Origin of the sequence: Paraburkholderia sp. 32 (assembly GCF_050435345.1) — a bacterium.
Lineage (GTDB): Bacteria > Pseudomonadota > Gammaproteobacteria > Burkholderiales > Burkholderiaceae > Paraburkholderia > Paraburkholderia tuberum.
In genome coordinates this window covers 3,558,432-3,583,466 of the sequence record NZ_JBNDKD010000003.1, presented here as the reverse complement: position 1 = coordinate 3,583,466, position 25,035 = coordinate 3,558,432, and the positions used below count along the sequence as shown (strand labels likewise).

Here is a 25,035-nt window from a genome sequence, read left to right as displayed (position 1 = left end):
CGGACAAGCTCTCTATGGTGCCGGAGTGACAGAAACGAACTGTTTCAGCTCCAGCTTGTATTCAGCCAGCAGGCTCAGAATGGCAGCGCCAAAACGACGTGCGAACTCGTCGTCAAGCTTGAAATCGAATTCTTCCAGCAGTACGGGAATGTCCAGTTTCCCCTCGCACAACGGACGTATTGCCGCTTCGGCGACAGCATTGCACACCAGCATTTTTTCTCGGTGTCGTAGCGAACGACGATCGAACTGGGGTGCAAGGATCGGCTTTTACTTTTCACTCGAAAGACTCAGGGGCGACGGCCCCACCTTTAATCACAAGATGCGCCGCGTCAACGCCTGGGGCGAAAAATCGCCAGTCTTCGGCTCCTTCGATTCCATCCGGGGTAACGACGAGACGAAATCCGCGCGACAGCGAAACGATCATGCCCCCGTCATCACTGACTGACACGCCATCGACAATACAAGGTCCGCGCTCTACCAGCAGTCCTCGAAGGTGATCCGCAGTCGCGTATGCGCTTTCGTCGGACCCGCTGAGATCTTCTTGAGTTGCCACAACTTGAGCCGTTTCCTCTAGCCTCCAAGCGCATTGGATATGGAGTGCCCATTCGCCGACATGTTTGATAACGCCGCGAAAGTTGGTGACGGGCCGCAGATCGCCAAACCCCAAAGTCAGCATATCGGCAGCACGGTTCACGCTGCTCAATTGCAGGCCCTGAAGCGCCGATAAACGACGCCCGATTTCTTTCTGTGTATCAACCATCAAAATTCTCCTGTTCTGACCTTGTCAATTACCACAGGTTGAACATATCTTTCGCGCGCTCCATGATTTCATGAAACCCGAGCCCTTGACCGGTAATCTCGTCGTGAAGCTGCCGGGATTGACCGGGCGTTAGCCGCAAAATTCGAGCGATGTCATCGGTTTGTTTGTTCTGTGCCTGATTGTTGCGAGGTGTTCCCTGATTGCCAGCGACCTGCACGGCGTCTACATCAGGCATGTCAGGCCGATACTCGAATGGCTGCGCATCACCAAGCAGCGTTGATGCACCCCTATCGCCAGCCCTGGCTGCGCGCGCAGCGTCCAGCCGGGTTTGCCAGGTGGCCGGATCATACTGGACGGACAGAATGGGCTCGCCGTTCGTGTGACTACCTGTCCTCGCTACGGGATTCATTAACGGCGTGCTGCTGTACGGTGACGGAAACAGGCCATTACGCGGACCTTTAACGGCAAGCAGTTTGCCCCGGCGCACCTCTTCGAGCAGAGCAACGATGACCCGCCAGCCATCGGAGTCAGGATTCCGGTCCCGTACATCATGAAAAAACAGCCAGTGACTGCCAATGAGATTCCTAATCAGTTTCCGGTCCTCCTCCCACTTCCTGCGATTCAGTGCGGCGATAGCAAGAAATTCCCGGGTCTCCGCCCTGGCTCTCTGAAGGTCTGCGGCCTTGCCGAGGCACGCTTTATAGTGCCATTCGTCGCAGATGACATAACAGGCACCCGGTGGCCGCTGGCAGAACAGCTCCACGGAGTGCATTTCAAATACGGACAGGGACATGGGTGTGTCGATGGTCTATCTGAAGTCGCTGCCGGAGTTGACAGCAGTCAGATAATTACTGTGCGACAGGCAGTCCGTACATGGGCGACCGCCCAAAATCTCGACGGCTCTCGCTGAAACGGAAAAAAAAGACGCTCGCGGGAATGGCTTCGCGGTTCAACTTTCCCAAGCATTTGGCGGAGGGCCATATGGGGGAAAAACAGACAGGCACGCTGCGTCGCAGGGGGCACGGATTAGCGGCGCAGATCTTGGTCCGCGTGCGCTACAGTGCTGCACTCGTGTGCGTATGGGAAAGACCTATGAGCCTTTTGAGTCATGCCGCCAAGACGGCGGTTGGCGTCGTCGTCGGAGCCCTCGCGGTAATCGCTGCCTACTACGGGCTAACTGCCACGCAATGGCGACTTGGCTTCATTCAATGGTCAAGACAATGACTGCCGAGAGGACGGTCCACCAGATCAATCAGACGGACGATTCATTACCGTCTCTGATACCCAATATTGGAATGGCGCGTTATGATCTGGCACGACCAAGCCAGCGTCCGCTAGTAGACGAAAGAGCCAGTAACAAGACATCGTAGGCTGCCACCTCGCCCGCTGGCTAGATAACCGGGAAAGCTATGCTTACTAAGCTCGAAGCTCACGGATTCAAAAACCTGCTCAACTTTTCCGTGTCGTTTGGCCCTTTCAATTGCATCGCAGGGCTCAATGGCGTCGGCAAGTCGAACATTTTCGATGCGATAAAATTCCTCTCGCTGCTGAGCGATAAGTCCATTATGGAAGCTGCATTGGCGGTACGCGATTCGGAGTCTTCCGATCCGCTTGACGTCTTCTGGACCAGCAGTGATTTTCGGGCGGAGCGACTTTCACTGGCGGTAGAAATGATCGTGCCACTGGACCTCGTCGACGACTTCGGTCGAAGAGCACGAGCTACATCAACCTTTCTGCGCTACGAGGTGGAACTCGCTCGCGGTCCACAGGACGAGTCTTCCGGATCCTTGGGGCTTTATCTCGCCCGCGAAGCGCTGACATATATCAATAAGGGCGAAGCGGCCAACAAGCTTCATTTTCCTTTGAGTGCCGCGCTGTTTCGCGATCAGGTAGTCGTGAATAAGCGGAAGGGAGCCGGATACATTTCGACACAGGTCGTGGACGACGGCATAACCGAAATTCATTTGCACCAAGACGGGGGCAGTGGCGGTCAACCGCAAAAAATCCCCGCGCATCGAATTCCAAAGACGGTTGTTGCAAATACCAATAGCGCAGTGTGGCCCACTGTTCTCGCAGCGCGCAGGGAAATGCAGTCATGGCGCTTTCTTTCCTTGGAGCCGAGCGCCATGCGGCGTTCAAACAAGATGCACGAAGAAAGCAGTGTCGGTGCAGACGGGGGGAAACTGGCCGCCACGTTGTATAAACTTCAGCGACGAGATCAGAACGTCTGTTCGCGTATTGCCAGTCGATTGTCGGAGATTGTTCCTACTTCGGATGTCAGGGTCGACGTCGATCAGGTCCGACAACTATTAACCATTGAAGTCAAGGAACGCTCGGGCGCCTTCCTTCCAGCACGAGCGCTTTCTGACGGTACATTGCGATTCCTTGCACTGTGCATTATGGCTGAGGACCCAGACTTCAAAGGGTTGCTCTGCTTTGAGGAACCTGAGAATGGCATTCATCCCGCCAAGATGAGTGCGATGCTTGGATTGCTCAAGGAGTTGGCAGTCGATGCGAACCAGCCTGCAGGCGAGGACAACCCCATGCGGCAGATTTTTATTGCCACACACTCACCAGTACTGGTGAAGCTCGGGACGCCGGACGACCTGATCTACGCAGATATCGTCAAAGTTCGTGGGCCAGATGGCAAACCGGCATCAACGATTCGCTGCAAGAGTTTGCAGGATAGCTGGCGAAACGTGCCAAACAACGCTTGCGTCGACCGAGGGTCGATCATTGCTTATCTCACACTTCCGCCGAATGCTCAAATAGAGCTGGACTTAGAAGAATAAACGATGGGGAGGCGGACATGAAAATACGTTTCATACTCACGGGCGAAGGCACATCCGATTTGAATTTGGTGGACCATATCGAAAATGTCTTAATTGAGGAGGGTTTCTCAGAAGTCAGCGGCGAAGCTCCGGATTTGAGCATGTTCCAGCGTCCAGTTGGGCGCACGGTTCGTGAGAAGCTTGATGCTCTATTGAGGCACTATCCAAACGCCGACGTGATATTTGTCCATCGAGACGCGGACAACGCTGGGATCGTCCAGCGGGAACAAGAAATCATCGCGGCCGCAGACGGTCTGGTGGCAGCAGACAGGGTCATTCCAGTCATTCCGGTGACGCAGTTGGAAACGTGGCTCCTCACCGATCGCGAGGCAATCAAGCGCATAGCCGGCAACGCGGATTACAGAGGGAAGTTGGATTGTATTCCCGCGATTCGCCGACTGGAGGATGTTAGAGACGCCAAGGGGCTGTTGCTCGAGGCCCTATGTGAAGCGAGCGAGACTCAGGGCGCTCGCTTGAGGAAATTTAAGAATCGTTTCTTTGAGATGCGAGCGCGCCTAGCGTTTGATCTCAACACTAGCGGACCGGTGCAGGATTTGCCGTCTTATCAACGTTTCCGTGGAAAGATCACAACTTTTGCCCAACGCAAAATGCGCGACCTCGCCGGAGCAATGTGATTGTTGCCGACCCCACGGGGCGCGGCGCGCACTGCTCGAACATCTTGCCAGTACGAATTTGCCCTCTCAGGGTGCGCACGATACGCTTTCAGCGGGGCGCGGTCAGCGATGCGCTTATGGTGTCCCTGACCCGCGCCCCGCCGAAAGTCGTTTGAAGGTCGTTTGAAGGTCGTTTGATAGTCGATTTGTCAGTCAGAAAAACAAAAACCCTGCAATTCACTGAACTTGCAGGGTTTTGATATTTCATTCTGGCGGAGAGAGGGGGATTCGAACCCCCGATAGGCTATTAACCTATACACGCTTTCCAGGCGTGCGACTTAAACCGCTCATCCATCTCTCCGGCGGGGAGCCGAATTATAGCAAACTTCGCGCCCTGCGCCACACCCTGGCCAAAGCCCCGCGCAAACCGCCTATGGATGCCGGATATAGTCGACCAGCGCGATCGTATAAGCGTCCGCCTTTCGATCGAGCAAACTCACCCCGATCGCCACGAGAAAACCCGCCGGCACACCGAACACGCCCGAACTGATCGGCTCGATGCCAAACCAGCGCGCACCTGTGAATCCCGTCATCTGCGTGAAGAACGGATACGTCGACACGATGTAGTAGATGCACACGACGAGCCCCGCGACCATCCCCGCCACCGCGCCGAGCCGCGTCGTGCGTTTCCAGAACACGCCGAGCACGAGCGCCGGAAACAGACTCGACGCCGCCAGCGAAAACGCCGCCCCGACCAGAAACAGAATATTCCCCGTATTCAGCGACGCCACGTACGACGCGAACAATGCGACACCCAGCAGCAGAATCTTCGAGATCGTCACGCGCCGCTGGCTCGACGCGTTCGGATCCACCATGTGGTAGTACACGTCGTGCGATAGCGCGTTCGCGATCGTCAGCAGCAGACCATCCGCGGTCGATAGTGCCGCCGCGAGCGCCCCCGCCGCGATCAAGCCCGACATCACATACGGCAGCCCCGCGATCTCGGGCGCCGCGAGCACGACCATATCGGGCTGCATCTGGATCTCGCTCCAGCGCACGATACCGTCGCCGTTCGTATCGGCGAGGCTGATCAGGCTCGGTTCGACCTTGCGCCATTGCATCAGCCACTGCGGCAGATCGGCGAAATGATGGCCGACCAGATTCGACAGGATCTCGTACTTGATCAGCACCGCCAGCACCGGCACGGTCAGATAGAACAGCGCGACGAAAAAGAGCGTCCAGCCGACCGAGCGCCGCGCCGACGCCACCGAAGTCGTCGTGTTGTAGCGCGTCAGGATATGCGGCAGGCTCGCCGTGCCAAGCGACAGACACAGCAGCAGCGATAGAAAGTTACGCGCGTGCGTGCTCCGGTCTTCCTCACCGACAGCAGGAAACGGTTCCTGCATCGGCACCGGCGCGCTCGCCCGCATCAGCATGTCGTCGCGCTTCTGACTCCAGACGATCTGCGCGGCGGCGGCATCGCGCGGAAACTGTTCGAGCGCACGCTCGCGCTCCTTGATCTCGCGCAACGGACCGTTATGGCGGCGCAGATCGCCGACCTCCTGCGTGAGCCGCTGCTTTTCGTCGATGAACGATTGCGGCAGCGTATCGAGCCGCAGTTGCATCAACGCGGCGCGGCGTCGATAGTCGTCGCGCACGCGCTCCTCGAGCGGCGCGTCGCGCACCTGTTTCTCGAGCCCTTCCATGCGCTCCATCAGGCGCCCATAGCTGAATTGCGGCACCCAGCCGAGGCCGTCCTTGTGCGCGATCATCGATACCGGTATCAGCATCGCGAGGATCAGGATGATGTACTGCGCGACCTGGGTCCACGTGACGGCACGCATGCCGCCCAGAAACGAGCACACCAGAATGCCCGCGAGCCCGCAGAAAATGCCGACCGCGAAATCGACGCCGATAAAGCGCGTCGCGATCAGCCCGACGCCCTGGATCTGCGCGACCAGATAAACGAACGAGCACAGGATCGCGGCGAGCGCCGCGAGGCCGCGCACCGCGTTGCTCGAATAGCGCGTGCCGAGAAAATCGGGAATCGTGTAGCGCGCGAGCTTGCGCACATACGGCGCGAGCAGGAACGCGACGAGGCAATAGCCGCCGGTCCAGCCCATCATGTACGCGAGGCCGTCGTAGCCGGTCGCGTAGATCGAGCCGGCCAGACCGATGAACGACGCGGCCGACAACCAGTCGGCCGCGGTCGCCATGCCGTTGAACGCCGACGGCACGCGCCGCCCCGCTACGTAGTATTCGACCAGGTCGGACGTGCGCGACAGCACGCCGATCACCGCATACACCGCGATCGGCACGAACAGGAACACATAGCCGATCCACATCCCGGGACCGGTGCTGCGCTCGATGCGCCACATCACGTAGACGAACAGCAGAAAGCCGAGCGTATAGAGCGCGTACGAGCGGATCAGCCGATGCGTGAGCTTCATCGGCTCAGCGCCCGCGCGCGGCCGGCGCGGCCTTGCCGATCGTGACGTCATCGTTCGCGCCGCTGGTGGAATCCGCGGCGGGACCGCTTGCCGCATCGCGCTGCGAATCCGCTTCGAACGCGTGCTGCAACTGACGATCGGCGCGCTGCATCAGCACGATATAGACGACGATCAGCGCGAGGTAGATCAGGATCGCGCCTTGTGCGCCAAAGTAGAACGGCAGCCTGAAGCCGCCTGCGTGCACCTGCGCGAGCGCGGGCGCCAGCAATGGCACGACGAAGGAGACGAAGAAGCCAAGCGTCATCAGCACCGCGATCAGCGCGAGGTTGAAACGCCAGTACTTGCGATGCGCGAGCGCCATCGCCGCCGAGACCGGTGGCGGTTCGGGCGGGGGGTTCAACCTGGCGTGGGAGGATAGGTGCGGCGCGGCCATGCGCCTATGTATCAAAAAGGCATCGGCGAGGCAATCGGGATTGTCCGCGCAACGCCGCGATGCAAGCCGTCCGCTCGAATAACGGGTCTGCGCGGCGTGCCTGCAAGCGTGTCGATCGACACACCGCCGCCGTCCGCGCGGACCCGCTTACAACGCTTTAAATCGACTCGCCGAGCTGATCGAGAATCGCCGGGTTTTCCAGCGTCGACACGTCCTGGGTGATTTCCTCGCCTTTCGCGAGCGAACGCAACAGACGACGCATGATCTTGCCCGAACGCGTCTTCGGCAGGTTCTCGCCAAAGCGGATGTCCTTCGGCTTCGCGATCGGACCGATCTCCTTGCCGACCCAGTTGCGCAGCTCGTTCGCGAGCTTCACGGCCTCTTCGCCTTGCGGACGCGCACGCTTGAGCACCACGAACGCGCACACCGCCTCGCCGGTCGTCGCATCGGGGCGGCCCACCACGGCGGCTTCCGCGACGAGCGGATTGGCCACCAGTGCCGACTCGATCTCCATGGTGCCGAGACGATGGCCCGACACGTTCAGCACGTCGTCGATGCGGCCCATGATCGTGAAGTAGCCGGTCTCCTTGTCGCGCACCGCGCCGTCGCCGGCGAGGTAGAGCCTGCCGCCGAGCTCGTCGGGGAAGTAGCTCTTCTTGTAGCGGTCCGGATCGCCCCACACGTTGCGCAGCATCGCCGGCCACGGGCGCTTGATCACCAGAATGCCGCCCTGCCCGTTCGGCACGTCCTGCCCGGTTTCGTCGACGACCGCGGCCATGATGCCCGGCAGCGGCAGCGTGCACGAACCCGGCACGAGCGGCGTCGCGCCCGGCATCGGCGCGATCATGTGGCCGCCGGTCTCGGTCTGCCACCACGTATCGACGATCGGACAGCGGCCGCCTCCGACGTTCTCGTAGTACCACACCCACGCCTCCGGATTGATCGGTTCGCCGACCGTGCCGATGATGCGCAACGTCGACAGGTCGTAGCTCTTCGGATGCACTTTAGCGTCGGCCTCGGAGGCCTTGATCAGCGAGCGGATCGCAGTAGGAGCCGTATAGAACAGCGTGACCCCGTGCTTCGCGATCATCTGCCAGAAGCGCCCGGCGTCCGGATAGGTCGGCACGCCCTCGAACACGACCTGGGTGCCGCCAAGCGTGAGCGGCCCGTACGTAATGTAGCTATGGCCGGTGATCCAGCCGATGTCGGCGGTACACCAGAACACGTCGGAGGGGCGCCAGTCGAAGGTCCATTTCAGCGTTTGCGCGGCCCACAGCAGATAGCCGCCGGTGCTGTGCTGCACGCCCTTCGGCTTGCCGGTCGAGCCCGACGTATAGAGGATGAAGAGCGGATGCTCGGCGCCGACCCATTCGGGCGCGCACTGGTCCGACTCGGCCTGTGCGAGTTCGTGCATCCACAGGTCGCGCCCTGCGTCCCACGCGACCTTGCCGCCGGTGCGCTGGTACACGATCACGCTCCTGACCTTCTCGCAGCCGCCGAGCGCGAGCGCTTCGTCGGCGATGTTCTTCAGCGGCAAAGCCTTGCCGCCGCGCATCTGTTCGTCGGACGTGATCAGTGCGACCGCGCCGACGTCGACGAGCCGCTCGTTGAGCGACTTCGACGAGAAGCCGCCGAACACGACCGAGTGCGTCGCGCCGATCCGCGCGCACGCCTGCATCGCGACGATGCCCTCGATCGACATCGGCATATAGATGACGACCGGGTCGCCTTTCTTCACGCCGCGTTTTTTCAGCGCATTCGCGAAGCGCGATACGCGTTGCAGCAGATCCTGATAGGTGACGTTGGTGACGCTACCGTCGTCGGCTTCGAACACGATCGCGACGCGCTCGCCGTTGCCGGCCTCGACGTGACGGTCGATGCTGTTATACGACGCGTTCAGCTGGCCGTCTTCGAACCACGTGTAGAACGGCGCCTTCGATTCGTCGAGCACCTTCGTAAACGGCTTGTGCCAACTCAGCGTCTCCTTCGCGAGACGCCCCCAGAAGCCTTCGTAGTCGCGCTCCGCTTCGGCGGCGAGCGCCCGGTACGCGTCCATGCCGGAGATCGTGGCACCCTTCGCAGTGTCAGCGGAGGGCGGAAAAACGCGGCGTTCCTGAAGAACCGATTCAATCGCAGACATCGACAACCCCTTGGTGAAGATGAAACGTAAAACCTGTACCGGCGCGCGTCGGGCGCGCGGGCCTTATCCCGTGCGAGCCGCCACGAGCGGCGCTGTCTCCCACCTCGCGATACCGTCAAACGCGCGTGCGTGCGGCATCGCAACATCCGTGCATGCGGGCGCCCTGCGCGATCCTATTCCGCGTCAAGGCTTAACCATAAGCGCGGCAACTTACCGGCCACTTACGCGCATCGTATTGATCTGCAAGCGAAAACCCTTAGATCGCGCCCGCCATCGACGCAGTTACGCGTTGATCAGACGAGATGCGCGCGAAAAAGATCGCCCGTTCTACAGAGCCTTCTACGCTCACTCGCAGCACATTGCATACCGGTGATGCGAACTCGACGCACCGCCAGCGCGCCCGCCTTCGCACCCTTATGCTCTCTCGCACGGCCTTTTACAATGCTAACTGAACTAGCCGTCCGGATTCCAGCTTGAATCGCTACGCCCTGCTTCTCATTACCTCGATGCTGCTGGTCGGCAGCAATGTCGGAATCGGTAAATCGATCGTCGCCTTCGTCCCCGTCCCGCTGTTCGCGCTGCTGCGTTTCGTAATCGCGATGGCCGTGCTATGGCCGCTGTTGCGCGCGACCAAACTGCGCCGTGTCAAACGCGACGAATGGATCAACCTGTTTTTGCAGGCGCTATTCGGCACCTTCGGTTTCACGCTGCTGATGCTCAACGGCGTCGCGCGTACCAGCGCGGTCGCGGCCGGCGTGATCACGAGCACGATTCCGGCGGTCGTCGCGCTGCTGTCGTGGCTGATCCTGAAGGAGCGGCCCGATGGCCGCGCGCTCGCGTCGATCGCGCTGGCGATCGTCGGCGTCGTCGTCATCAATGTCGCGCACTTCCAGGCGGGCGCGGATGCGACGGCCGGCACCGGCTCGCTCGCGGGCAACTTCATGGTGCTCGGTGCCGTGTGCTGCGAATCGCTGTACATCATTCTGTCCCGCCGCCTCACGCAGACGCTCGCGCCGATCGATATTTGCGCGTACACGCATCTGTTCGGCCTGCTGCTGATGCTGCCGCTCGGCGCCGGCGCGCTCGCGCATTTCGACTATCGCGCGGTGCCGTCGAGCGTCTGGATGCTGGTGTTGTGGTACGGGCTGTCGGCCAGCATCTTCTCGTTCTGGCTGTGGATGAAAGGCATCCGTCACGTGCCAGGCAGTCTTGCCGGCGTGTTCAGCGCGGTGCTGCCGGTCGCCGCGGCGCTCTACGGCATCGAGTTCCTCGGCGAGCGGCCCACGCTCGCGCACGGCATCGCGCTTGCCTGCGTGGTCGCCGGTATCGGCCTCGCGAGCCTGAAGGCGCGCAGCGTGCCGCCGATCGCATCGTAATTCTGGTGTCGCGGGCGCGCTGCCCGCCGCAAAGCAGCAGCTTCGACCGACGCTGTACAATGGCGCGCCTGACGCGAGTCTCGCGCCCCTTCGGTGGCCGCGCCCCGCACCGCCGTCGGCGCCTGGCCCCCTGTTCCGTCACCCGCGCTTCATCTGACCGTTGCCTATGTCCGCTTCGCGACCCGCCTGCGCCCGTCCGCGCCGCCCCATGCGCGCGCTGCCCCACCTCGTTTTCATGAGCCGCTGGCTGCAGGTGCCGCTGTACCTCGGGCTGATGCTGATCATGGTGATCATCGGCGGCTATGAAACGTTCGTATCGCGCCTCGGCCTCGACGGTCATCCGGACGAACCGGAATGGCTCGATCACGTGAACGCCGGCGTGCTGAAAGTGAAGCTGTCGATGGCGCTGATCAGCATCTCGTCGATCCATCTGCTGAAGACCTTCATCAGCCCCGACCAGAACACCACGCACACGCACCCCAAACATTTCGAAGGACCCGCGGCCTTGCACGCCGTGGGTGGCACCAGAATTTCCACTCCCATGAAGGCGCAAGACTGACCGCACCGTGCTGCGATCCGACAACAAGCGCCACTCCCCACTGAGCTAGCCATGACCGTCATCAAACAGGAAGACCTGATTCAGAGCATCGCTGATTCGCTGCAGTACATCAGCTACTACCATCCGCTCGACTACATCGAAGCGCTCGGCCGCGCGTACGAGCTCGAACAGAGCCCCGCAGCGAAGGACGCGATCGCGCAGATCCTGACCAACAGCCGCATGTGCGCCGAAGGCAAGCGCCCGATCTGCCAGGACACCGGCATCGTCACGGTGTTCGTGAAGGTCGGTATGGACGTGCGTTGGGACGGCGCGACGATGAGCGTCACCGACATGATCAACGAAGGCGTGCGCCGCGGTTATCTGAATCCGGACAACGTGCTGCGCGCATCGATCGTGAGCCCCCCCGAAGGCGCGCGCAAGAACACCAGGGACAACACGCCGGCCGTGATCCACTACGAGATCGTGCCGGGTAACACCGTCGACGTGCAGGTCGCGGCCAAGGGCGGCGGCTCGGAGAACAAGTCGAAGTTCGCGATGCTGAACCCGTCGGACTCGATCGTCGACTGGATCCTGAAGACCGTGCCGACGATGGGCGCGGGCTGGTGCCCGCCGGGCATGCTGGGCATCGGCATCGGCGGCACCGCTGAGAAAGCGATGGTGATGGCGAAGGAATCGCTGATGGACCCGATCGACATTCAGGACGTGATCGAGCGCGGCCCGAAGGACTGGATCGAAGAGCTGCGCGTGGAGTTGCACGAGAAGGTCAACGCACTCGGTATCGGCGCGCAGGGCCTCGGCGGTCTGTCCACTGTTCTCGACGTGAAGATCATGGCCGCGCCGACGCACGCCGCATCCAAGCCGATCGCGATCATCCCGAACTGCGCGGCGACCCGCCACGCGCACTTCACGCTCGACGGTTCGGGCATCGCCAGGCTCGAAGCGCCGTCGCTCGACGCATGGCCGAAGGTGTACTGGGAACCGAACACGGAAACCAGCAAGCGCGTCGACCTCAACACGCTGACGCCGGAAGAAGTGGCGGGCTGGAAGCCGGGCCAGACGCTGCTGCTGTCGGGCAAGATGTTGACGGGCCGCGACGCCGCGCACAAGCGCATCGCCGACATGCTCGCTAAGGGCGAGAAGCTGCCGGTCGATTTCACGAACCGCGTGATCTACTACGTCGGCCCGGTCGATCCGGTGCGCGACGAAGCGGTCGGCCCGGCGGGCCCGACCACTGCGACGCGGATGGACAAGTTCACCGAGGCGATGCTCGCGCAAACGGGCCTCATTTCGATGATCGGCAAGGCCGAGCGCGGCACGGTCGCGATCGAGGCGATCAGGAAGCACAAGGCCGCGTATCTGATGGCCGTCGGCGGTGCGGCGTACCTCGTGTCGAAGGCGATCCGCAGCGCGAAGGTGCTCGCGTTCGAAGACCTCGGCATGGAAGCGATCTACGAGTTCGACGTGCAGGACATGCCGGTCACGGTCGCCGTCGATTCGAACGGCACCTCCGTGCACCAGACCGGCCCGAAGGAATGGCAAGCCAGGATCGGCAAGATTCCGGTCGCCACGGCTTGATGAGTCGCGATTAACGCTACTCAGATCAGTCGAAAAGCCGGGGCCGCGATCCCGGCTTTTTCTTTCCGTGCGTCATGCACGCGCAAGGCGCCGCACGCACGAGGCCGCCAACGCCGCCAACAGTTGTATCGGATCTCTTGGCTTTTTTGGACATGGCGTTTATTGTTGTTGGAAATTCAAGGTTCCCGAAAAAGGAAATAACATGCAAGGCGACAAGAAGGTCATCGAATATCTGAACGCGCAGTTGAAGAACGAACTGACCGCGATCAATCAATATTTCCTGCATGCCCGAATGTACGGCCACTGGGGCCTCGACAAGCTCGGCAAGCACGAGTACGACGAGTCGATCGGCGAAATGAAGCATGCCGACATGCTGATCGAACGGATCTTCATGCTCGACGGTCTGCCGAATCTGCAGGACCTGCACAAGCTGCTGATCGGTGAGGAAACCAAAGAGATCCTCGAATGCGATCTGAAGCTCGAACAGATTTCGCAAGGCACCTGCAAGGAGGCGATTGCCTACTGCGAATCGGTGCGCGATTTCATCTCGCGCGAAATCTTCACGAAGATTCTCGACGACACCGAAGAGCACATCGACTGGCTCGAAACCCAGCTCGATCTGATCGACAAGGTCGGTATCCAGAACTACCAGCAAAGCGCGATGGGCTCGGTCGAGTCCTGATCGAAGCACGCTGAAGCGTCCCGCGCGGTAGCGGCACGACGCCTGCCCAGCAGGCATTCGCGCCGGACCGTACCGCACGGGCGATATACTTGCGCGCTTGTTCGCGCCTCACCGTGGTTTCGCCCTTTTCGCCGACCGCCACTTCACGCTCGTTTTTCTCGCCTATGCCCGTCCCTTCGCCGTCGCCGACTGTCCGCAGTGTTGCCGCTGGCGCCGCGTCGCAGGCGCCGATCGGCATTTTCGATTCGGGGCTCGGCGGCCTGTCCGTGCTGCGCGCGGTGCGCGCGCAACTGCCTGACGAGGCGTTGCTGTATGTCGCCGATTCGCTGTACGCGCCCTACGGCGAGCGCGACGACGACTTCATCACCGACCGCACGCTGGCCATCGGCGAATGGCTCGCCGCACAAGGCGCGAAGGCGCTCGTGGTCGCATGCAATACGGCGACCGCGCAGTCGATCGCGCTGGTGCGCGAAAAGCTGCCGATTCCGCTCGTCGGCGTCGAGCCGGGTGTCAAGCCCGCCGCGCTGCAATCGAAAAGCCGCGTCGCCGGCGTGCTGGCGACCCAGGCGACACTGCGCAGCGCCCGCTTCCAGGGGCTGCTCGAACGCTACGCCGCCGACTGCCGCTTTCTGTGCCAGCCCGGCCACGGGCTCGTGCAGGCGGTCGAGCGTTGCGACGTCGGCTCGGCCGAGCTGCAGGCGCTGCTGCGCAGCTACCTGGAACCGATGCTCGACGCGGGCGCCGACACGCTGGTGCTCGGCTGCACCCATTACCCCTTTCTCGACGCGGCGATCCGGGACATCGTCGGCGAGCGGCTCGCGCTGATCGACACGAGCGTGGCGATCGCGCGTCAGCTCGAACGCGTGCTCGAGCAGCACGGCCTGCGCGCCGCCGCGTCGGCCGGGGGCACGCCGCTGCCGCGCTTCTATTCCACCGACGACGGCATCCATCAGCAGCAACTCGCCGCCACGCTGCTGCGGATCGAGGCCGCGGTCGAGCAGGTATCGATACCGTCGGGCCGCACGGCCGCATCGGATTCTCGCGCCGCCTAGCGCCGGCAACCGGCGCGCGCCCCGCCCTTCCTGCCGACGAAATCCATTCTAAGAGTCTGGTTTTGTTACAAAAAATCGCACGGGACGCTTGCCAAACGAACCAAACAAAATGATAATAATTCGCATTAACGTTAGCTATGACGCCTGCCATGATCGTCTGTGTCTGCAAATCCGTATCCGACCGCACAATCCGCTCCTCGATTGCGGACGGCATCGACTCGTTCGACGAGTTGCAGTTTGAACTCGGCGTCGCCTCGTGCTGCGGCAAATGCGAGGAATCCGTGCGTGACGTGATGCTGCAAAGCGGTGTGTGCGCGAGCCGTTGCGGCGTGGTCGAGCATCGGCAGGTGCAGAGCGTCGCCGAGGTCGTGCAAGTCGCGTTCTACGAGCGCAAGGCAGCCTGAGCTCAGCTAGCAGGGCCGGTGCAAGCCGTGTCGGTGCGTCTAAAGCCCCTCCGCTTCACGCACGCTTTATGTAACGCTCCGATGCGACGTTGAATGTGCCGCACGTCTGCAACACAACCGCAGTACTGTCCACCGTACTGCGTTATCCCACCGCCGTCAGCAAGCCAGTACTCGTACCAGCCAGCTACCCCGCTCCCCCTTCGAAAGGAGTTCGAGATGGAATTGCTGATTGGTTTCGTGACTACTTTGTTCATTTCGCTGCTGATTTTCCGAACATGACGATGCCCTGTTTGACGCGCCGCCCGCACGGCGCGCTGCCACACTGACCATGCAGGCTCCGCATCCCGTTTCCGCCGGCGCCCCGCTGGCGTCGTCCACCCGACCGAATTCCCGCGCGCTGACGGCCACTACCGTAGTCGCCGCGGTTCACGTCGCTCTGCTCGCCGTGATCATGACGCTGCGTCACGAGCCTGTGCCGGTCGCGCTCGAATCGCACGTGATGACCGCCGAACTGCTGCCGCCCGCGCCGCTCGCCGCGCCGGTCGCGCTGCAATCGATCGCTCCGCCGCCGCCCCGGCCAACGCCGCCCGTCCATACGAGGCCGAAAGCCCAGCCGAAGCCGACTCCGACGCCCAAGCCGACGCCAACTCCGTTGCCACAGGCCGCTGCGCCATCGCCGACGCCGGTCGCGGCGCCCGATCCGACGCCGGCCGCGCCCGCCGCGCCGGCGACACCGCCCACCGCGGCAGCGCCCGCGATCGGCAAGCCGACGATGGAAATCAGCGCGCCGAAAAACGTGTCGCACCTCGATTGCAATATCACCCAGCCCGAATACCCGGCTCTATCGCGGCGCCGCGGCGAATCCGGCACCGCGTACGTGCACTTCGTCGTCGGTCTGAACGGCAAGCTCGAGAACATCGAGTTGAAGAAAAGCAGCGGCTTTAGCCGTCTCGACGACGCGGCCTTGGCCGCCGTACGCGCGAGCGCCTGCAAACCGTATCTCGAGAACGGCGAGCCCGTCAGGGCCGCGTACACCCAGCCTTTCAACTTCAATCTGACCGACTGAAGCAAGCTTTCAAAAACAAGGAATTGCAATGCAAAACTACGGATTGGCACACGTGTGGGCGCAAGGGGATTTCGTGACGCGCGGTATCGCGCTCGCGCTATTGATCATGTCGGTGATGTCGTGGAGCGTGATCGTCGTCAAAGGCTGGAACGTGATGCGCCTGAAGCGCCTGACGAAGAACGCCGAGCAGGCGTTCTGGCATTCGGACGACCTCGCCGACGGCGTGAAGAAGCTCGGCGGCGGCGCCTCGACGCCGCATGACAACCCGTTCCTCGCGCTCGCGCTGTCGGGCCAGGAAGCGGCCGACCATCATCACCAGACGCAGCCGCATCTGCACGACCGCATGGACGTGTCCGACTGGATCACGCGCTGCCTGAAAGACACGATGGACGAAAGCGTCGCGCGCATGCAGAGCGGTCTCGCGATTCTTGCGTCGATCGGCAGCACCGCGCCGTTCGTCGGCCTGTTCGGGACCGTGTGGGGCATCTATCACGCGCTGCTCGCGATCGGCGCGAGCGGCCAGTCGTCGATTGACCAGGTCGCCGGCCCGGTCGGCGAAGCGCTGATCATGACCGCGTTTGGTCTGTTCGTCGCGATTCCGGCCGTGCTCGGCTACAACGCGCTGACGCGCGCCAACAAGGCGATCGTCGCGAAATTGAGCCGCTTCGCGCACGGGCTGCATGCGTTCTTCGTAACGGGTGCCCGTCTGTCGTCGACCAAGCGCGGCGACGGCCTGCGTCTCGCAACCCGCGCCAACTGATCGACGAGGCATTCCAATGGCAATGAGCCCTTTCGCCGGAGACGATGACGACGGCCTGATGAACGAGATCAACATGACGCCGCTCGTCGACGTGATGCTGGTTCTGCTGATCGTCTTCATGGTGACGATTCCGGTGATCCGTCACGCGGTCAAGATCGATCTGCCGCACGCGAGCAGTCAGAGGGAAGACACGAAGCCCGCGCAGGTGACGGTGTCGATCGACGCGGACGGCAACGTGCTGTGGGACAGCACCAAGGTCGACGATGCGGCGCTCGCCGCGAAGATCGCCGCGGCCGCGCAGGCGAGCCCGCAGCCGGAGTTGCATCTCGATGCGGACCGCAAGGTGCCGTACGAGAAGGTCGCTCAGGTGATGTCCGCCGCGCAGGCTGGCGGACTGACGAAGATCGGTTTCGTCACGCAGCCCAAAGCGAAGTAAGCGGTAACGTGGCACGCGGAGCAGCGCGCTCGTCCACGGGAACACCCCTTTTAAACAGGGCCAAAAAGTAAAAGGCCTTCATCGTCGGATGAAGGCCTTTTTTTGTGCGCACTCGGCGCCTTCGGGCGGCGGGATCATTTGCCATCGGCCGAAGACTGATAGCTTTTATCACCGCATGCGAGGGCCGTGGTCGACACGGACAACGCGGTCAGCCCTATCAGGCCCGCTATGATAGCGGCCATGAGTTTTCGCATAGGACACTCCTTAGCGAAAGGGATTTCACTATATGCCTGTGTGTGCGCGCATTCAAGCACGCGGCCATTGAAAGTAATCATGACAGGCCGCGCTTAAATGCTAAAAACGATTTGCGAAGCGCGCTAGCGGCCCGCAGCGCACCCTGCCCCCTCAAGTTGCCACAGAGCCTCATGAAACCGCCGCCGACACAGCGGAGGAAGCCCTCGCCACCGATCCCTGCGCCGCCGCTTTTTCGGCGCGCTCAGGACACTCGCCGATGATGTGCTTGCCCTCATCCGGATCGAGCATCTCGACAAGATAATCGACGAACGCGCGCACGGCCGGCACCATCCCCTGACGCGACACGAACACCGCGTACAACTGCGGCGTCGGAAAACTCCAGCCCGGCATCACGGGCGACAGTTGCCCCGCTCTCAACGCGGCTCCATACATCATCTCCGGCAATGCGGCGATGCCGACGCCGGCAAGCACCGCCTCGCGAATCGTCATCAGATCGGCGGTCACGAGGCGCGGCTCGTGTTCGTGAGCATGGCGCGTGCCGTCGGGCGAGATCAGGTTGTACACGTGGCGGCCGTCGCTCGTCGGCACGTCGAGTGTTTCGAAGCGGTTCAGGTCGCCCGGCGTCAGCGGCGGCGCATTCTGCTGCAGCAGGCTCGGCGCGCCGACCAGCATCTGCTCGGTGCGCCACAGCGGCCGCACGACGATGTTCGCGTTTTCCGGCGGATCCGAACGCACGCGCAGTGCGACGTCGATCGAATCCTCGAACAGATCGACCACGCGATTCGTCACGCGCATCACGACGCGCACCTCCGGAAAGCGGTGCATGAATTCCGGCAGGATCGTCGACAGAATCGTCTGCGAGATCGTAACCGGCACGCTGACGCGCACCGTGCCGCGCGGCGACGAGCGCAGCTGCTGCACGACATTGACCGCCGCCTGCGCTTCGCTGAGCATCGCCTGACAGTGCTGGTAGAACAGCTGCCCCGCTTCGGTCAGTGCGAGCTTGCGAGTGGAACGCTGCAACAGGCGCACGCCGAGCGACGCTTCCAGCTCCGTGAGCCGACGCGACAGGCGCGACTTCGAAATGCCCAGCACCCGCTCGGCGGCCGAAAATCCGCCATGTTCGACGACCTGCGAAAAGTACATGAGGTCGTTCAGATTGTGTGAATCGATCTTCATCTCATCGTTCCATGAATAGAACAATCCATTGCTGAGGGACGGCTGGCACCGCCAAAAACGGTCCCTATAATAGCCCCATGTTTCAGAAATCGCGCTATTCCCCATTTTTCGAGGTGATATTGATGACTACGTCACGCACGATCGAACGCACGTTCCCGTCGGTTCGCACAGTGGAGGGCGGCGGATTCATCGTTCATCGACCGTTTCCGACGCGTCTGCTGATGGACTTCGATCCGTTCCTGCTGCTCGACGAAATGGGGCCGGTCGACTATGCGCCAGGCGAGGCCATCGGCGCGCCCGATCATCCGCATCGCGGCTTCGAGACGGTCACCTATGTGCTCGAGGGCCAGTTCGGCCACAAGGATTCGGCGGGCCATTCCGGCACGCTGCACGCCGGCGACGTGCAATGGATGACCGCGGGCGCGGGCGTCGTGCATAGCGAAATGCCGGACCCGGAATTCACGCGCACCGGCGGTCGCGTGCACGGCCTGCAGCTATGGGTGAACCTGCCGCGTCGCGACAAGATGATCGCGCCGCGCTATCAGGAAATCCCGTCGACACGCATTCCGGCCGCGAAGTCCGAAGACGGTCAGGTGCGCGTGAAGGTCATCGCGGGCGAAGCGCTCGGCGTCAAGGCCGCGATCGAAACGCGCACGCCGATCCTGTATCAGCATTTCTCGTTGCAGCCGGGCGCGACGATCCGCCAGCCAGTACCGGCCGACTATCGCGTGTTCGCGTATGGGCTGTCCGGCAAGGGCGTGTATGGCGAAGGCGACGCGCGCGCGGACATCGACGCGCGCACGATGGTGGTGTTCGCCAACGACGGCGACGCGGTGACCATCACGGCCGGCGACGAACCGCTCGAAGTGCTGCTGCTCGGCGGCGTGCCGCTGAAGGAGCCGGTGGTGCGCTATGGCCCGTTCGTGATGAATACCGAAGACGAGATCCGTCAGGCGGTGATCGACTATCAGGCCGGGCGGATGGGCGCGATCACGCACTGACAGGCGAGCGCGTGCCGCGCGTTTGTCACGCCTGTCGGCGCGAGGTGAAGCTTGCCACCAGCCACGCGCGCGCCGCCAAATCACCCGCCTCGGGGCGCGAACGCCGCTAAATTCGTTCACAATATCGGCTCATGTCGCGCGGCCCGCGTTGATTTCGACAGTCCGTGGCGTGCGACGCTATTAGATCCCTAGCAGAGGAGCGCACATGGCAGAGCCCACCATCACCGCCCACATCGGTTCGACGAATTTCCAGGTCGTATTCGACGACGGCAAGCACACCTGGCTTGCCGACGAACCCGAATCGCTAGGCGGCGGCGACCGCGGCCCGACGCCGGTCTCGCTGCTGCTGTCGAGCCTCGGCGCTTGTACGTCGATCACGCTAAAGATGTACGCGCAGCGCAAAGGCTGGCCGCTCGCGGGTGTACGCGTCAAACTGTCGATGGAAACCAGCGACGCAGGCTCGACGATCGACCGTCAGATCATGCTCGATGGCGAACTCTCCGGCGAGCAGCGGGAACGGCTTTTGCAAATTGCCAATGCGTGCCCGGTGCACAAGATCCTCACGCACACGATCTCGATCCGCTCCGCGCTCGCGGTCGCTTAACAGTCGCAGCAAACGCGCATAGGACGGTCGGACGCCGTCCGTTCGGGTCACGGATATTGCAATATTTTCATAGGACGCAGTCGTCTTGAATTTCGAACACCTTATTCAGATCAACGATCCGTTGAATCCCTTCGTCGAATCGATGACGCGCGAGCAGCTGTGGGAAGGGCTCGTGCTGCGCGCCGAGCAGCCGCAACTGTTCGTGATTGGTCTCGACAGCTGCACGATCCTGTCGCGCGACGGCAATGTGCTCGAGCGTGAGTTGCACTACGGCCAGGCCACCGTGCGCGATCGCGTCACGCTGCAGGAAAGCGAAAGCGTGCGCTACGACATCCTGCCGACCGCCGAGCACGTCGGCGGCTCCCTGACGATGACGATCGAGCAGCCCGATGAGCTGCAGTTGTTCCTACGCTTCGAGTACGCGACCACGCTGCCCGTCTCGACCGACCAGGACGCCGTGCAGACGCAGGAGATCGTCAAGTCCGCGTATCGCGAGAACGATATCGATACGGTGCGGCTGATCCGCCAGTACGTCGCGGCCGGGCAGGAACCGGGACCGTTGCACTGACATACCGCGCGGGCGCCCTGCCCGCGCTTTCGCGGGGTCATGTCAGAATGGCTTCCAGAATCGCCATCTAGACGCACTTTCATTCAGCTATCAAAAGTCGGATCCGATCAATTTCTCGATCTTGTAAATAGGAATGGTTATCATTTAGAATGATCACATCGAATCGACGAACAAGCTAAAACGAATGACCGATATGACTCGCTCCTCCACGCTCAGCCTGCGCCGCTCGGCGGCCGCGCTAACCAGCCGCCCGAAATCGTCGACGACGGCCGTGCCCGCGGCGAAACCCGGCGCGCAACGAACCGCCGGCCAGAGCGAGACGTCGGAACGGGTCGTGCGCAGCGACGCGCTGCTGCAAGGCCATAGTCACATCAGCATCGTGCACAACGGCGACACGTATCAACTGCGTGCAACGCGCCTCGGCAAGCTGATCCTGACGAAGTAGCGAGACACGAGGTAAGTACCGGGTATTGTGGGGACCACCTCCCAGAGAGGTGTTAGGCATTAGCCAGCCACGACGGTTTGCACGCGAGAACTAGACCCCTTCGTGCAGACACCAAGCCAGCCGTCGCAGCAAGCCAGGCCGCTTTTTTGGTTCTCGCTCGAAAGCCGATGCGCGCAACGGCGTACATCGCTGAAAATGATAAAGCCGTGGGGTGTCACCATCCCACGGCTTTTCGTTTGCGCTTGCGCCTGCGTTCGCACCGGACACAGGCTGAAGACTTACTTCGAGGCCCAGCCCCAGAACATCAGCCACCACGCGCTATTGACGACCGCCAGCGCCGCGACGAACCACAACATCGCCAGCGCGCGTTGCACGAAGCGCTCGCTGTAGCGGCGCGTGACGAGCCACGCGAGCCATGCGCTCCACGCGCTCGCAATCACGAGAATTGCGATGCGCAGACCCGACGCCCACCACAGCGACACGTGCTCGGCGCGCAGCAGCGACAGCGTCGTCGCCGACAAACCAAGGAATACGCCCGCGCCCGCGATCGGAATCAGCCCCTGCGTCAAGTGATGCAGACGCGTTGCGTCGAAGCGCCCGAGCATGCGCGTCGCGCCCGTCAGCAACAGCAGCAGCACGGTGCCGTACACAAGCGCCGTCGACAGGATGTAGCCGATCAGCAGCGAGCCGTCGAGCCACGAGAACACGTCGTTCTGGTCGGGGTAATGCGTGAACAGGAACCACGGCGCGTTGGTGTCGAGCGGCCACGTGATGTCGCGATCGACGAGCCACGTCGCGGCGAACATCTTCAGGTCGATGAACCAGCGCGACGCGGTCCAGTGGAACGCGCCGATCGCGATGCCGAGCAGGCCGTACAGGATCAGCGCGGTGTCCCACGGGTTCGCGTTCTTGTCGCCCAACTGCACGACTTCGGTCGACGGCTTGCGCCATGTCAGCGCGATCGCATCGCGGTGTCCGCTGCAGCGGCCGCACATATGGCAGTCCGCCGCGCCTTTCATGTTGCGCAACGGCACGAGCGGCGCGCAGTTGATCGGAATCACGCGATGCCCATGCTCGCCGTTCTTATACGAGCGGCGCCACGCGTCTTCGTCGACCTTGTAGTGAAACGGCGCGAGCCGTGACAGAAGCGAAAAAACCCCGTTGACCGGGCACAGGTATTTGCACCAGACGCGCTTCTCGCGTCCGTATAGCAGACCGATCACGATTGCCGCGAAGGTCGAGCCGCCGAGCACCAGCAACACCGCTTTCGGATACTGGTAGACGCTCACCATCTGCCCGTAGATCGTCGTGATGCCGAACGCGACGAACGGCCAGCCGCCCCAGCGCATCCAATGCGGAATCGCGCGGCCGCGGCCGAATTTGCTCGCGAATTCGGCGAGCGCGCCCTCCGGACACAGCACGCCGCACCAGACGCGGCCGAGCATCACCATCGACAGCAACACGAACGGCCACCAGATGCCCCAGAACACGAACTGCGCGGCGAGCGTCAGGTTGTTCCACAGATGCGCGGTGTCGTCCGGCAGCGGCATCAGCGCGGGCACGACGATCAGGAACACATACACCGCGACCACGACCCACTGGATGCCGCGAATCACCGCGCCGTGGCGCTGCATCCACTGGCCGGCCGCCGCGAGGCGGCCCGGCCGGGAAGCCATCACGGCGCTCATGCCGCGCGCCCTACCGTCTGCTGCGCGGGCTTGCGACTGGCGCGGCGCACGAGCAGATAAACGACCGCCCAATACACGGCATAGGCGAGCAGATTCATCAGCGCCGGATGCGCGCGGTAGCCGGTCAGCGTCGCGACGAGCGAACCGAAGGTGCTCGAGTCATCGAGAATCGCCGACGAATTCCACAGCTGGTCGACGAGCGTCGGCAGGATTTCCTTGTCGATCAGCTTGTCGACGCCGGTCTGGAACAGCCCCGCGCCGAGGAACAGCAGCATGATTTCGGTGACGCGAAAAAAGAGCCGCCACGAGATGATCTTGCCGCCGAGCTGCAACACGTAGAAGGTCAGGAACGCAAGCGCGAGACCGATCACGACAGCGAGCATCTGACTGCCGTCGACATGACCCGACTGGCCAAAGCCGAGGCCGTACAGGAAGATCACGGTTTCGCTGCCTTCGCGCGCGATCGCCAGTGCGACCAGCAGCGCCACGCCCCACCAGTTCGAATCGCGCTGGCTCTTTTGCAGCGACTGTTCCATGTCGCGCTTCAGCGTGCGGCCGTGCTGCTTCATCCACAGCACCATCTGCACGATCAGCACGCAGGCGATGAGCACCATCGCGGTCTGGAAGTAATCCTGCGCGTCACCGGAGAGCACCTCGGTGAAGCCGACCAGCGCCGCGCCGAGCGCCACCGCCGCGATCACGCCGGCCGCCACGCCGCCCCACAGGTACGGCAAGCCGCGGCGGGCGTCGTCGTCGCCATTTTTCAACCATGCGTACAGGATGCCGACGACCAGCAGTGCCTCGACGCTCTCCCGCCACACGACGAACAGAATCTGACCCATTCAAGCTCTCCCTTCGATCCTTCTACAGCCCGCTTCCGTTGCCTCGCGCGACCGACAGCGCCCGCTTGCCGTGGCGAGTTCGCGTTCGCATTCGATCGAGACCACTGCTTACTTCGCGACGATCACGCCCTGCGCCTGGTGGTGAAAGTCGTCGAAAAACTTGTATTCGCCCGGCTCCAGCGGAGCGATCACGACGAACGAATCGGCGCCCGGCGCCAGAACCTTCTCTTTACGCAACTGCACGCTTTCGAATTCGGCCGCGCCCTTGCCGGTGTTGCGTACTTCGATCTTGATACGCTGGCCTGCCGGCACTTCGATGCGGGCCGGGTTCAGTTTGCCGTCGTTCATTTCGAGCTTGAAGGTCGGCAGGTCGGCTGCATGAGCCGTGGCCGCCAGGCAAAACGCGGCGGCAAGCATCGCGATCTTTCGGTTGATTCTCATTGCCCTTTCCGGAAAACGCGACGCGCCAATGCCAGATATGACTCCGACTGTCCGCGCGCCGTCTGCTGCATTCACTGATACGTTGAGCGACACATTGGCACCGCGCGCCGATCAGTAACCGCCCTTCTTGCCGATGCCAGCGAAGGTGAAGTCGTATTCGAGCGTGATTGGCTTGAACCACGGACCCACGCCGGTTTCCTTGTCGACGTGACGGCCGAACGCCATGTGGCCCATTTGCATCGGCGGTTCGACGATCAGCTTCAGGTGATACTTGCCCGGGCCTTGCAACTTGACGTTGTCGCCGTAGTGCGGACCATCGTTCGCGACCATCGGCATCAGGTCGCCCTTCAACGGCTGGTTCGAGCCGGCCTTCGTCAGTTCGTAGTGCACCTGCAGATACGGCATCCAGTCGCCTTCGGCGAAACCGGTCGGATTGTTCTTGACCGCGTGGATGTCGGACTCGAGGTGGATGTCCGAATCCGACGCCTTGCGCATCATGCCTTCGGGTTCCATCGTGACCGGCTGCAGGTAGACCGCGCCGATTTCCATGCCGCCCTGGATCTGCTGTTTGCCGATCGGATATTCGGCGGCCGAGGCCGACAGCGCCGCGACAGCAGCTACCGCTGCCGCGCCACCGCGCACAAAGGAAGAAATCCGCATTGAAGCTCCTTGTTTCTATCAGACTGGAATCGATTTCATTGAAACGCTGCGCTCGCAAGTCAGATGTAAATTTAAATGCGAACCATTCTCAATATTGGGGCGAGTTTATCATCGATCGTTGACGAGAACAAACCTGTCAGCACGCTCTGCCTGATGTCAGCAGGGTCTTAAGGCTCGCTTAAGAAACCTTCGTGCGGCGGGGAAACAGGGACGG

General features: G+C 62.2%; 27 protein-coding genes and 1 tRNA gene. 16 read left to right on the top strand and 12 right to left on the bottom strand.

From position 1 onward, the window contains the following. Positions 1–12 precede the first annotated feature (12 nt). The 3 genes from OKW26_RS39395 to OKW26_RS39385 form a co-directional block, all read right to left on the bottom strand. The gene (locus OKW26_RS39395; RefSeq protein ID WP_184032630.1) at positions 13–213 is read right to left on the bottom strand and encodes a hypothetical protein; all 201 of its coding nucleotides are present in this window, start codon (positions 211–213) and stop codon (positions 13–15) included. 61 nt (positions 214–274) lie between these two features. Continuing rightward, the gene (locus OKW26_RS39390) at positions 275–760 is read right to left on the bottom strand and encodes a hypothetical protein (RefSeq protein WP_260330531.1); all 486 of its coding nucleotides are present in this window, start codon (positions 758–760) and stop codon (positions 275–277) included. Between the two features lie 28 nt (positions 761–788). Next, the gene (locus OKW26_RS39385) at positions 789–1,553 is read right to left on the bottom strand and encodes a hypothetical protein (protein WP_429356916.1); all 765 of its coding nucleotides are present in this window, start codon (positions 1,551–1,553) and stop codon (positions 789–791) included. 80 nt (positions 1,554–1,633) lie between these two features. On the opposite strand from OKW26_RS39385, the gene OKW26_RS39380 reads away from it, so the two are divergent. From OKW26_RS39380 to OKW26_RS39370, 3 genes are all read left to right on the top strand, one after another. Next, positions 1,634–1,984 carry a hypothetical protein gene (locus tag OKW26_RS39380; protein ID WP_429356915.1) on the top strand — a complete coding sequence of 117 codons (351 nt, stop codon included), beginning with the start codon at positions 1,634–1,636 and terminating at the stop codon, positions 1,982–1,984. Positions 1,985–2,169: 185 nt separating this feature from the next. Further along, complete coding sequence (locus tag OKW26_RS39375; RefSeq protein WP_429356914.1) at positions 2,170–3,552, top strand: AAA family ATPase; 1,383 nt, start codon at positions 2,170–2,172, stop codon at positions 3,550–3,552. Positions 3,553–3,569: 17 nt separating this feature from the next. Beyond that, positions 3,570–4,226, top strand: a complete 657-nt coding sequence (locus OKW26_RS39370; protein WP_429356913.1) for a hypothetical protein — start codon at positions 3,570–3,572, stop codon at positions 4,224–4,226. Between the two features lie 249 nt (positions 4,227–4,475). On the opposite strand, the gene OKW26_RS39365 is transcribed toward OKW26_RS39370, so the two are convergent. The 4 genes from OKW26_RS39365 to acs form a co-directional block, all read right to left on the bottom strand. Next, positions 4,476–4,566: transfer RNA gene (locus tag OKW26_RS39365), tRNA-Ser, on the bottom strand. A 70-nt stretch (positions 4,567–4,636) separates the two neighbouring features. Next, positions 4,637–6,655 carry a sodium:solute symporter family protein gene (locus OKW26_RS39360; RefSeq protein WP_429356912.1) on the bottom strand — a complete coding sequence of 673 codons (2,019 nt, stop codon included), beginning with the start codon at positions 6,653–6,655 and terminating at the stop codon, positions 4,637–4,639. 4 nt (positions 6,656–6,659) lie between these two features. Further along, entirely contained in the window at positions 6,660–7,088 is a 429-nt protein-coding gene (locus OKW26_RS39355) for a DUF4212 domain-containing protein (RefSeq protein WP_184062140.1), read from the bottom strand. 157 nt (positions 7,089–7,245) lie between these two features. After that, entirely contained in the window at positions 7,246–9,228 is a 1,983-nt protein-coding gene (acs, locus tag OKW26_RS39350) for an acetate--CoA ligase (protein WP_429356911.1), read from the bottom strand. 473 nt (positions 9,229–9,701) lie between these two features. Between acs and OKW26_RS39345 the strand changes: the two genes are divergently transcribed. The 9 genes from OKW26_RS39345 (at position 9,702) to OKW26_RS39305 (ending at position 17,138) form a co-directional block, all read left to right on the top strand. Further along, entirely contained in the window at positions 9,702–10,604 is a 903-nt protein-coding gene (locus OKW26_RS39345; RefSeq protein ID WP_429356910.1) for a DMT family transporter, read from the top strand. 208 nt (positions 10,605–10,812) lie between these two features. After that, entirely contained in the window at positions 10,813–11,163 is a 351-nt protein-coding gene (locus OKW26_RS39340) for a YqhA family protein (protein ID WP_184062143.1), read from the top strand. Between the two features lie 51 nt (positions 11,164–11,214). Further along, complete coding sequence (locus tag OKW26_RS39335; RefSeq protein WP_429356909.1) at positions 11,215–12,738, top strand: fumarate hydratase; 1,524 nt, start codon at positions 11,215–11,217, stop codon at positions 12,736–12,738. A gap of 202 nt (positions 12,739–12,940) precedes the next feature. Then, entirely contained in the window at positions 12,941–13,420 is a 480-nt protein-coding gene (bfr, locus tag OKW26_RS39330; protein ID WP_018418627.1) for a bacterioferritin, read from the top strand. Positions 13,421–13,584: 164 nt separating this feature from the next. Then, on the top strand, positions 13,585–14,472 hold the full coding sequence (murI, locus tag OKW26_RS39325) for a glutamate racemase (RefSeq protein WP_429356908.1): 888 nt from the start codon (positions 13,585–13,587) through the stop codon (positions 14,470–14,472). Between the two features lie 149 nt (positions 14,473–14,621). Beyond that, complete coding sequence (locus OKW26_RS39320) at positions 14,622–14,876, top strand: (2Fe-2S)-binding protein (RefSeq protein ID WP_090803857.1); 255 nt, start codon at positions 14,622–14,624, stop codon at positions 14,874–14,876. Positions 14,877–15,204: 328 nt separating this feature from the next. Continuing rightward, positions 15,205–15,942, top strand: coding sequence for an energy transducer TonB (locus OKW26_RS39315; RefSeq protein WP_429356907.1), 738 nt, complete (start codon positions 15,205–15,207; stop codon positions 15,940–15,942). Between the two features lie 28 nt (positions 15,943–15,970). Beyond that, positions 15,971–16,702: a MotA/TolQ/ExbB proton channel family protein gene (locus OKW26_RS39310; RefSeq protein WP_184044393.1), complete on the top strand. Its 732-nt coding sequence runs from the start codon at positions 15,971–15,973 to the stop codon at positions 16,700–16,702. A 16-nt stretch (positions 16,703–16,718) separates the two neighbouring features. Beyond that, positions 16,719–17,138 (top strand): ExbD/TolR family protein, encoded by a 420-nt coding sequence (locus OKW26_RS39305; protein ID WP_090803854.1) that lies wholly within the window; start codon positions 16,719–16,721, stop codon positions 17,136–17,138. Between the two features lie 423 nt (positions 17,139–17,561). On the opposite strand, the gene OKW26_RS39300 is transcribed toward OKW26_RS39305, so the two are convergent. After that, the gene (locus tag OKW26_RS39300) at positions 17,562–18,572 is read right to left on the bottom strand and encodes a LysR family transcriptional regulator (RefSeq protein WP_187613915.1); all 1,011 of its coding nucleotides are present in this window, start codon (positions 18,570–18,572) and stop codon (positions 17,562–17,564) included. A 122-nt stretch (positions 18,573–18,694) separates the two neighbouring features. On the opposite strand from OKW26_RS39300, the gene OKW26_RS39295 reads away from it, so the two are divergent. From OKW26_RS39295 to hemP, 4 genes are all read left to right on the top strand, one after another. Further along, positions 18,695–19,573, top strand: coding sequence for a pirin family protein (locus OKW26_RS39295; RefSeq protein WP_429356906.1), 879 nt, complete (start codon positions 18,695–18,697; stop codon positions 19,571–19,573). 205 nt (positions 19,574–19,778) lie between these two features. Continuing rightward, a complete protein-coding gene (locus OKW26_RS39290; protein ID WP_429356905.1) occupies positions 19,779–20,177 on the top strand; it encodes an OsmC family protein in 399 nt (132 codons plus the stop codon). A gap of 85 nt (positions 20,178–20,262) precedes the next feature. Beyond that, entirely contained in the window at positions 20,263–20,745 is a 483-nt protein-coding gene (locus OKW26_RS39285; protein WP_090803848.1) for an SRPBCC family protein, read from the top strand. Between the two features lie 184 nt (positions 20,746–20,929). Continuing rightward, positions 20,930–21,190, top strand: coding sequence for a hemin uptake protein HemP (gene hemP / locus OKW26_RS39280; protein WP_184062150.1), 261 nt, complete (start codon positions 20,930–20,932; stop codon positions 21,188–21,190). 278 nt (positions 21,191–21,468) lie between these two features. Here the strand turns inward: hemP and OKW26_RS39275 are convergent, their stop codons facing one another. From OKW26_RS39275 to OKW26_RS39260, 4 genes are all read right to left on the bottom strand, one after another. After that, positions 21,469–22,878 (bottom strand): 4Fe-4S binding protein, encoded by a 1,410-nt coding sequence (locus tag OKW26_RS39275; RefSeq protein ID WP_429356904.1) that lies wholly within the window; start codon positions 22,876–22,878, stop codon positions 21,469–21,471. Next, a complete protein-coding gene (locus tag OKW26_RS39270) occupies positions 22,875–23,720 on the bottom strand; it encodes an FTR1 family iron permease (protein ID WP_429356903.1) in 846 nt (281 codons plus the stop codon). Before OKW26_RS39270 ends, OKW26_RS39275 begins: the two co-directional genes overlap by 4 nt. Positions 23,721–23,828: 108 nt before the next feature. Continuing rightward, positions 23,829–24,161 (bottom strand): cupredoxin domain-containing protein, encoded by a 333-nt coding sequence (locus OKW26_RS39265; protein ID WP_429356902.1) that lies wholly within the window; start codon positions 24,159–24,161, stop codon positions 23,829–23,831. A 111-nt stretch (positions 24,162–24,272) separates the two neighbouring features. Then, a complete protein-coding gene (locus tag OKW26_RS39260) occupies positions 24,273–24,821 on the bottom strand; it encodes an iron transporter (protein ID WP_184032585.1) in 549 nt (182 codons plus the stop codon). Positions 24,822–25,035 lie beyond the last annotated feature (214 nt).

Bases quoted from the DNA above. Each gene is read 5' to 3' on its own strand.
- OKW26_RS39385 (WP_429356916.1), bottom strand. From the start codon at position 1,553: ATGTCCCTGTCCGTATTTGAAATGCACTCCGTGGAGCTGTTCTGCCAG.
- OKW26_RS39395 (WP_184032630.1), bottom strand. From the start codon at position 213: ATGCTGGTGTGCAATGCTGTCGCCGAAGCGGCAATACGTCCGTTGTGC.
- OKW26_RS39375 (WP_429356914.1), top strand. From the start codon at position 2,170: ATGCTTACTAAGCTCGAAGCTCACGGATTCAAAAACCTGCTCAACTTT.
- OKW26_RS39300 (WP_187613915.1), bottom strand. From the start codon at position 18,572: ATGAAGATCGATTCACACAATCTGAACGACCTCATGTACTTTTCGCAG.
- OKW26_RS39320 (WP_090803857.1), top strand. From the start codon at position 14,622: ATGATCGTCTGTGTCTGCAAATCCGTATCCGACCGCACAATCCGCTCC.
- OKW26_RS39270 (WP_429356903.1), bottom strand. From the start codon at position 23,720: ATGGGTCAGATTCTGTTCGTCGTGTGGCGGGAGAGCGTCGAGGCACTG.
- bfr (WP_018418627.1), top strand. From the start codon at position 12,941: ATGCAAGGCGACAAGAAGGTCATCGAATATCTGAACGCGCAGTTGAAG.
- acs (WP_429356911.1), bottom strand. From the start codon at position 9,228: ATGTCTGCGATTGAATCGGTTCTTCAGGAACGCCGCGTTTTTCCGCCC.
- OKW26_RS39315 (WP_429356907.1), top strand. From the start codon at position 15,205: ATGCAGGCTCCGCATCCCGTTTCCGCCGGCGCCCCGCTGGCGTCGTCC.
- OKW26_RS39275 (WP_429356904.1), bottom strand. From the start codon at position 22,878: ATGAGCGCCGTGATGGCTTCCCGGCCGGGCCGCCTCGCGGCGGCCGGC.
- OKW26_RS39340 (WP_184062143.1), top strand. From the start codon at position 10,813: ATGCGCGCGCTGCCCCACCTCGTTTTCATGAGCCGCTGGCTGCAGGTG.
- OKW26_RS39265 (WP_429356902.1), bottom strand. From the start codon at position 24,161: ATGAGAATCAACCGAAAGATCGCGATGCTTGCCGCCGCGTTTTGCCTG.
- hemP (WP_184062150.1), top strand. From the start codon at position 20,930: ATGACCGATATGACTCGCTCCTCCACGCTCAGCCTGCGCCGCTCGGCG.
- OKW26_RS39295 (WP_429356906.1), top strand. From the start codon at position 18,695: ATGACTACGTCACGCACGATCGAACGCACGTTCCCGTCGGTTCGCACA.
- OKW26_RS39260 (WP_184032585.1), bottom strand. From the start codon at position 24,821: ATGCGGATTTCTTCCTTTGTGCGCGGTGGCGCGGCAGCGGTAGCTGCT.
- OKW26_RS39310 (WP_184044393.1), top strand. From the start codon at position 15,971: ATGCAAAACTACGGATTGGCACACGTGTGGGCGCAAGGGGATTTCGTG.
- OKW26_RS39370 (WP_429356913.1), top strand. From the start codon at position 3,570: ATGAAAATACGTTTCATACTCACGGGCGAAGGCACATCCGATTTGAAT.
- OKW26_RS39305 (WP_090803854.1), top strand. From the start codon at position 16,719: ATGGCAATGAGCCCTTTCGCCGGAGACGATGACGACGGCCTGATGAAC.
- OKW26_RS39355 (WP_184062140.1), bottom strand. From the start codon at position 7,088: ATGGCCGCGCCGCACCTATCCTCCCACGCCAGGTTGAACCCCCCGCCC.
- murI (WP_429356908.1), top strand. From the start codon at position 13,585: ATGCCCGTCCCTTCGCCGTCGCCGACTGTCCGCAGTGTTGCCGCTGGC.
- OKW26_RS39390 (WP_260330531.1), bottom strand. From the start codon at position 760: ATGGTTGATACACAGAAAGAAATCGGGCGTCGTTTATCGGCGCTTCAG.
- OKW26_RS39360 (WP_429356912.1), bottom strand. From the start codon at position 6,655: ATGAAGCTCACGCATCGGCTGATCCGCTCGTACGCGCTCTATACGCTC.
- OKW26_RS39335 (WP_429356909.1), top strand. From the start codon at position 11,215: ATGACCGTCATCAAACAGGAAGACCTGATTCAGAGCATCGCTGATTCG.
- OKW26_RS39380 (WP_429356915.1), top strand. From the start codon at position 1,634: ATGGGCGACCGCCCAAAATCTCGACGGCTCTCGCTGAAACGGAAAAAA.
- OKW26_RS39290 (WP_429356905.1), top strand. From the start codon at position 19,779: ATGGCAGAGCCCACCATCACCGCCCACATCGGTTCGACGAATTTCCAG.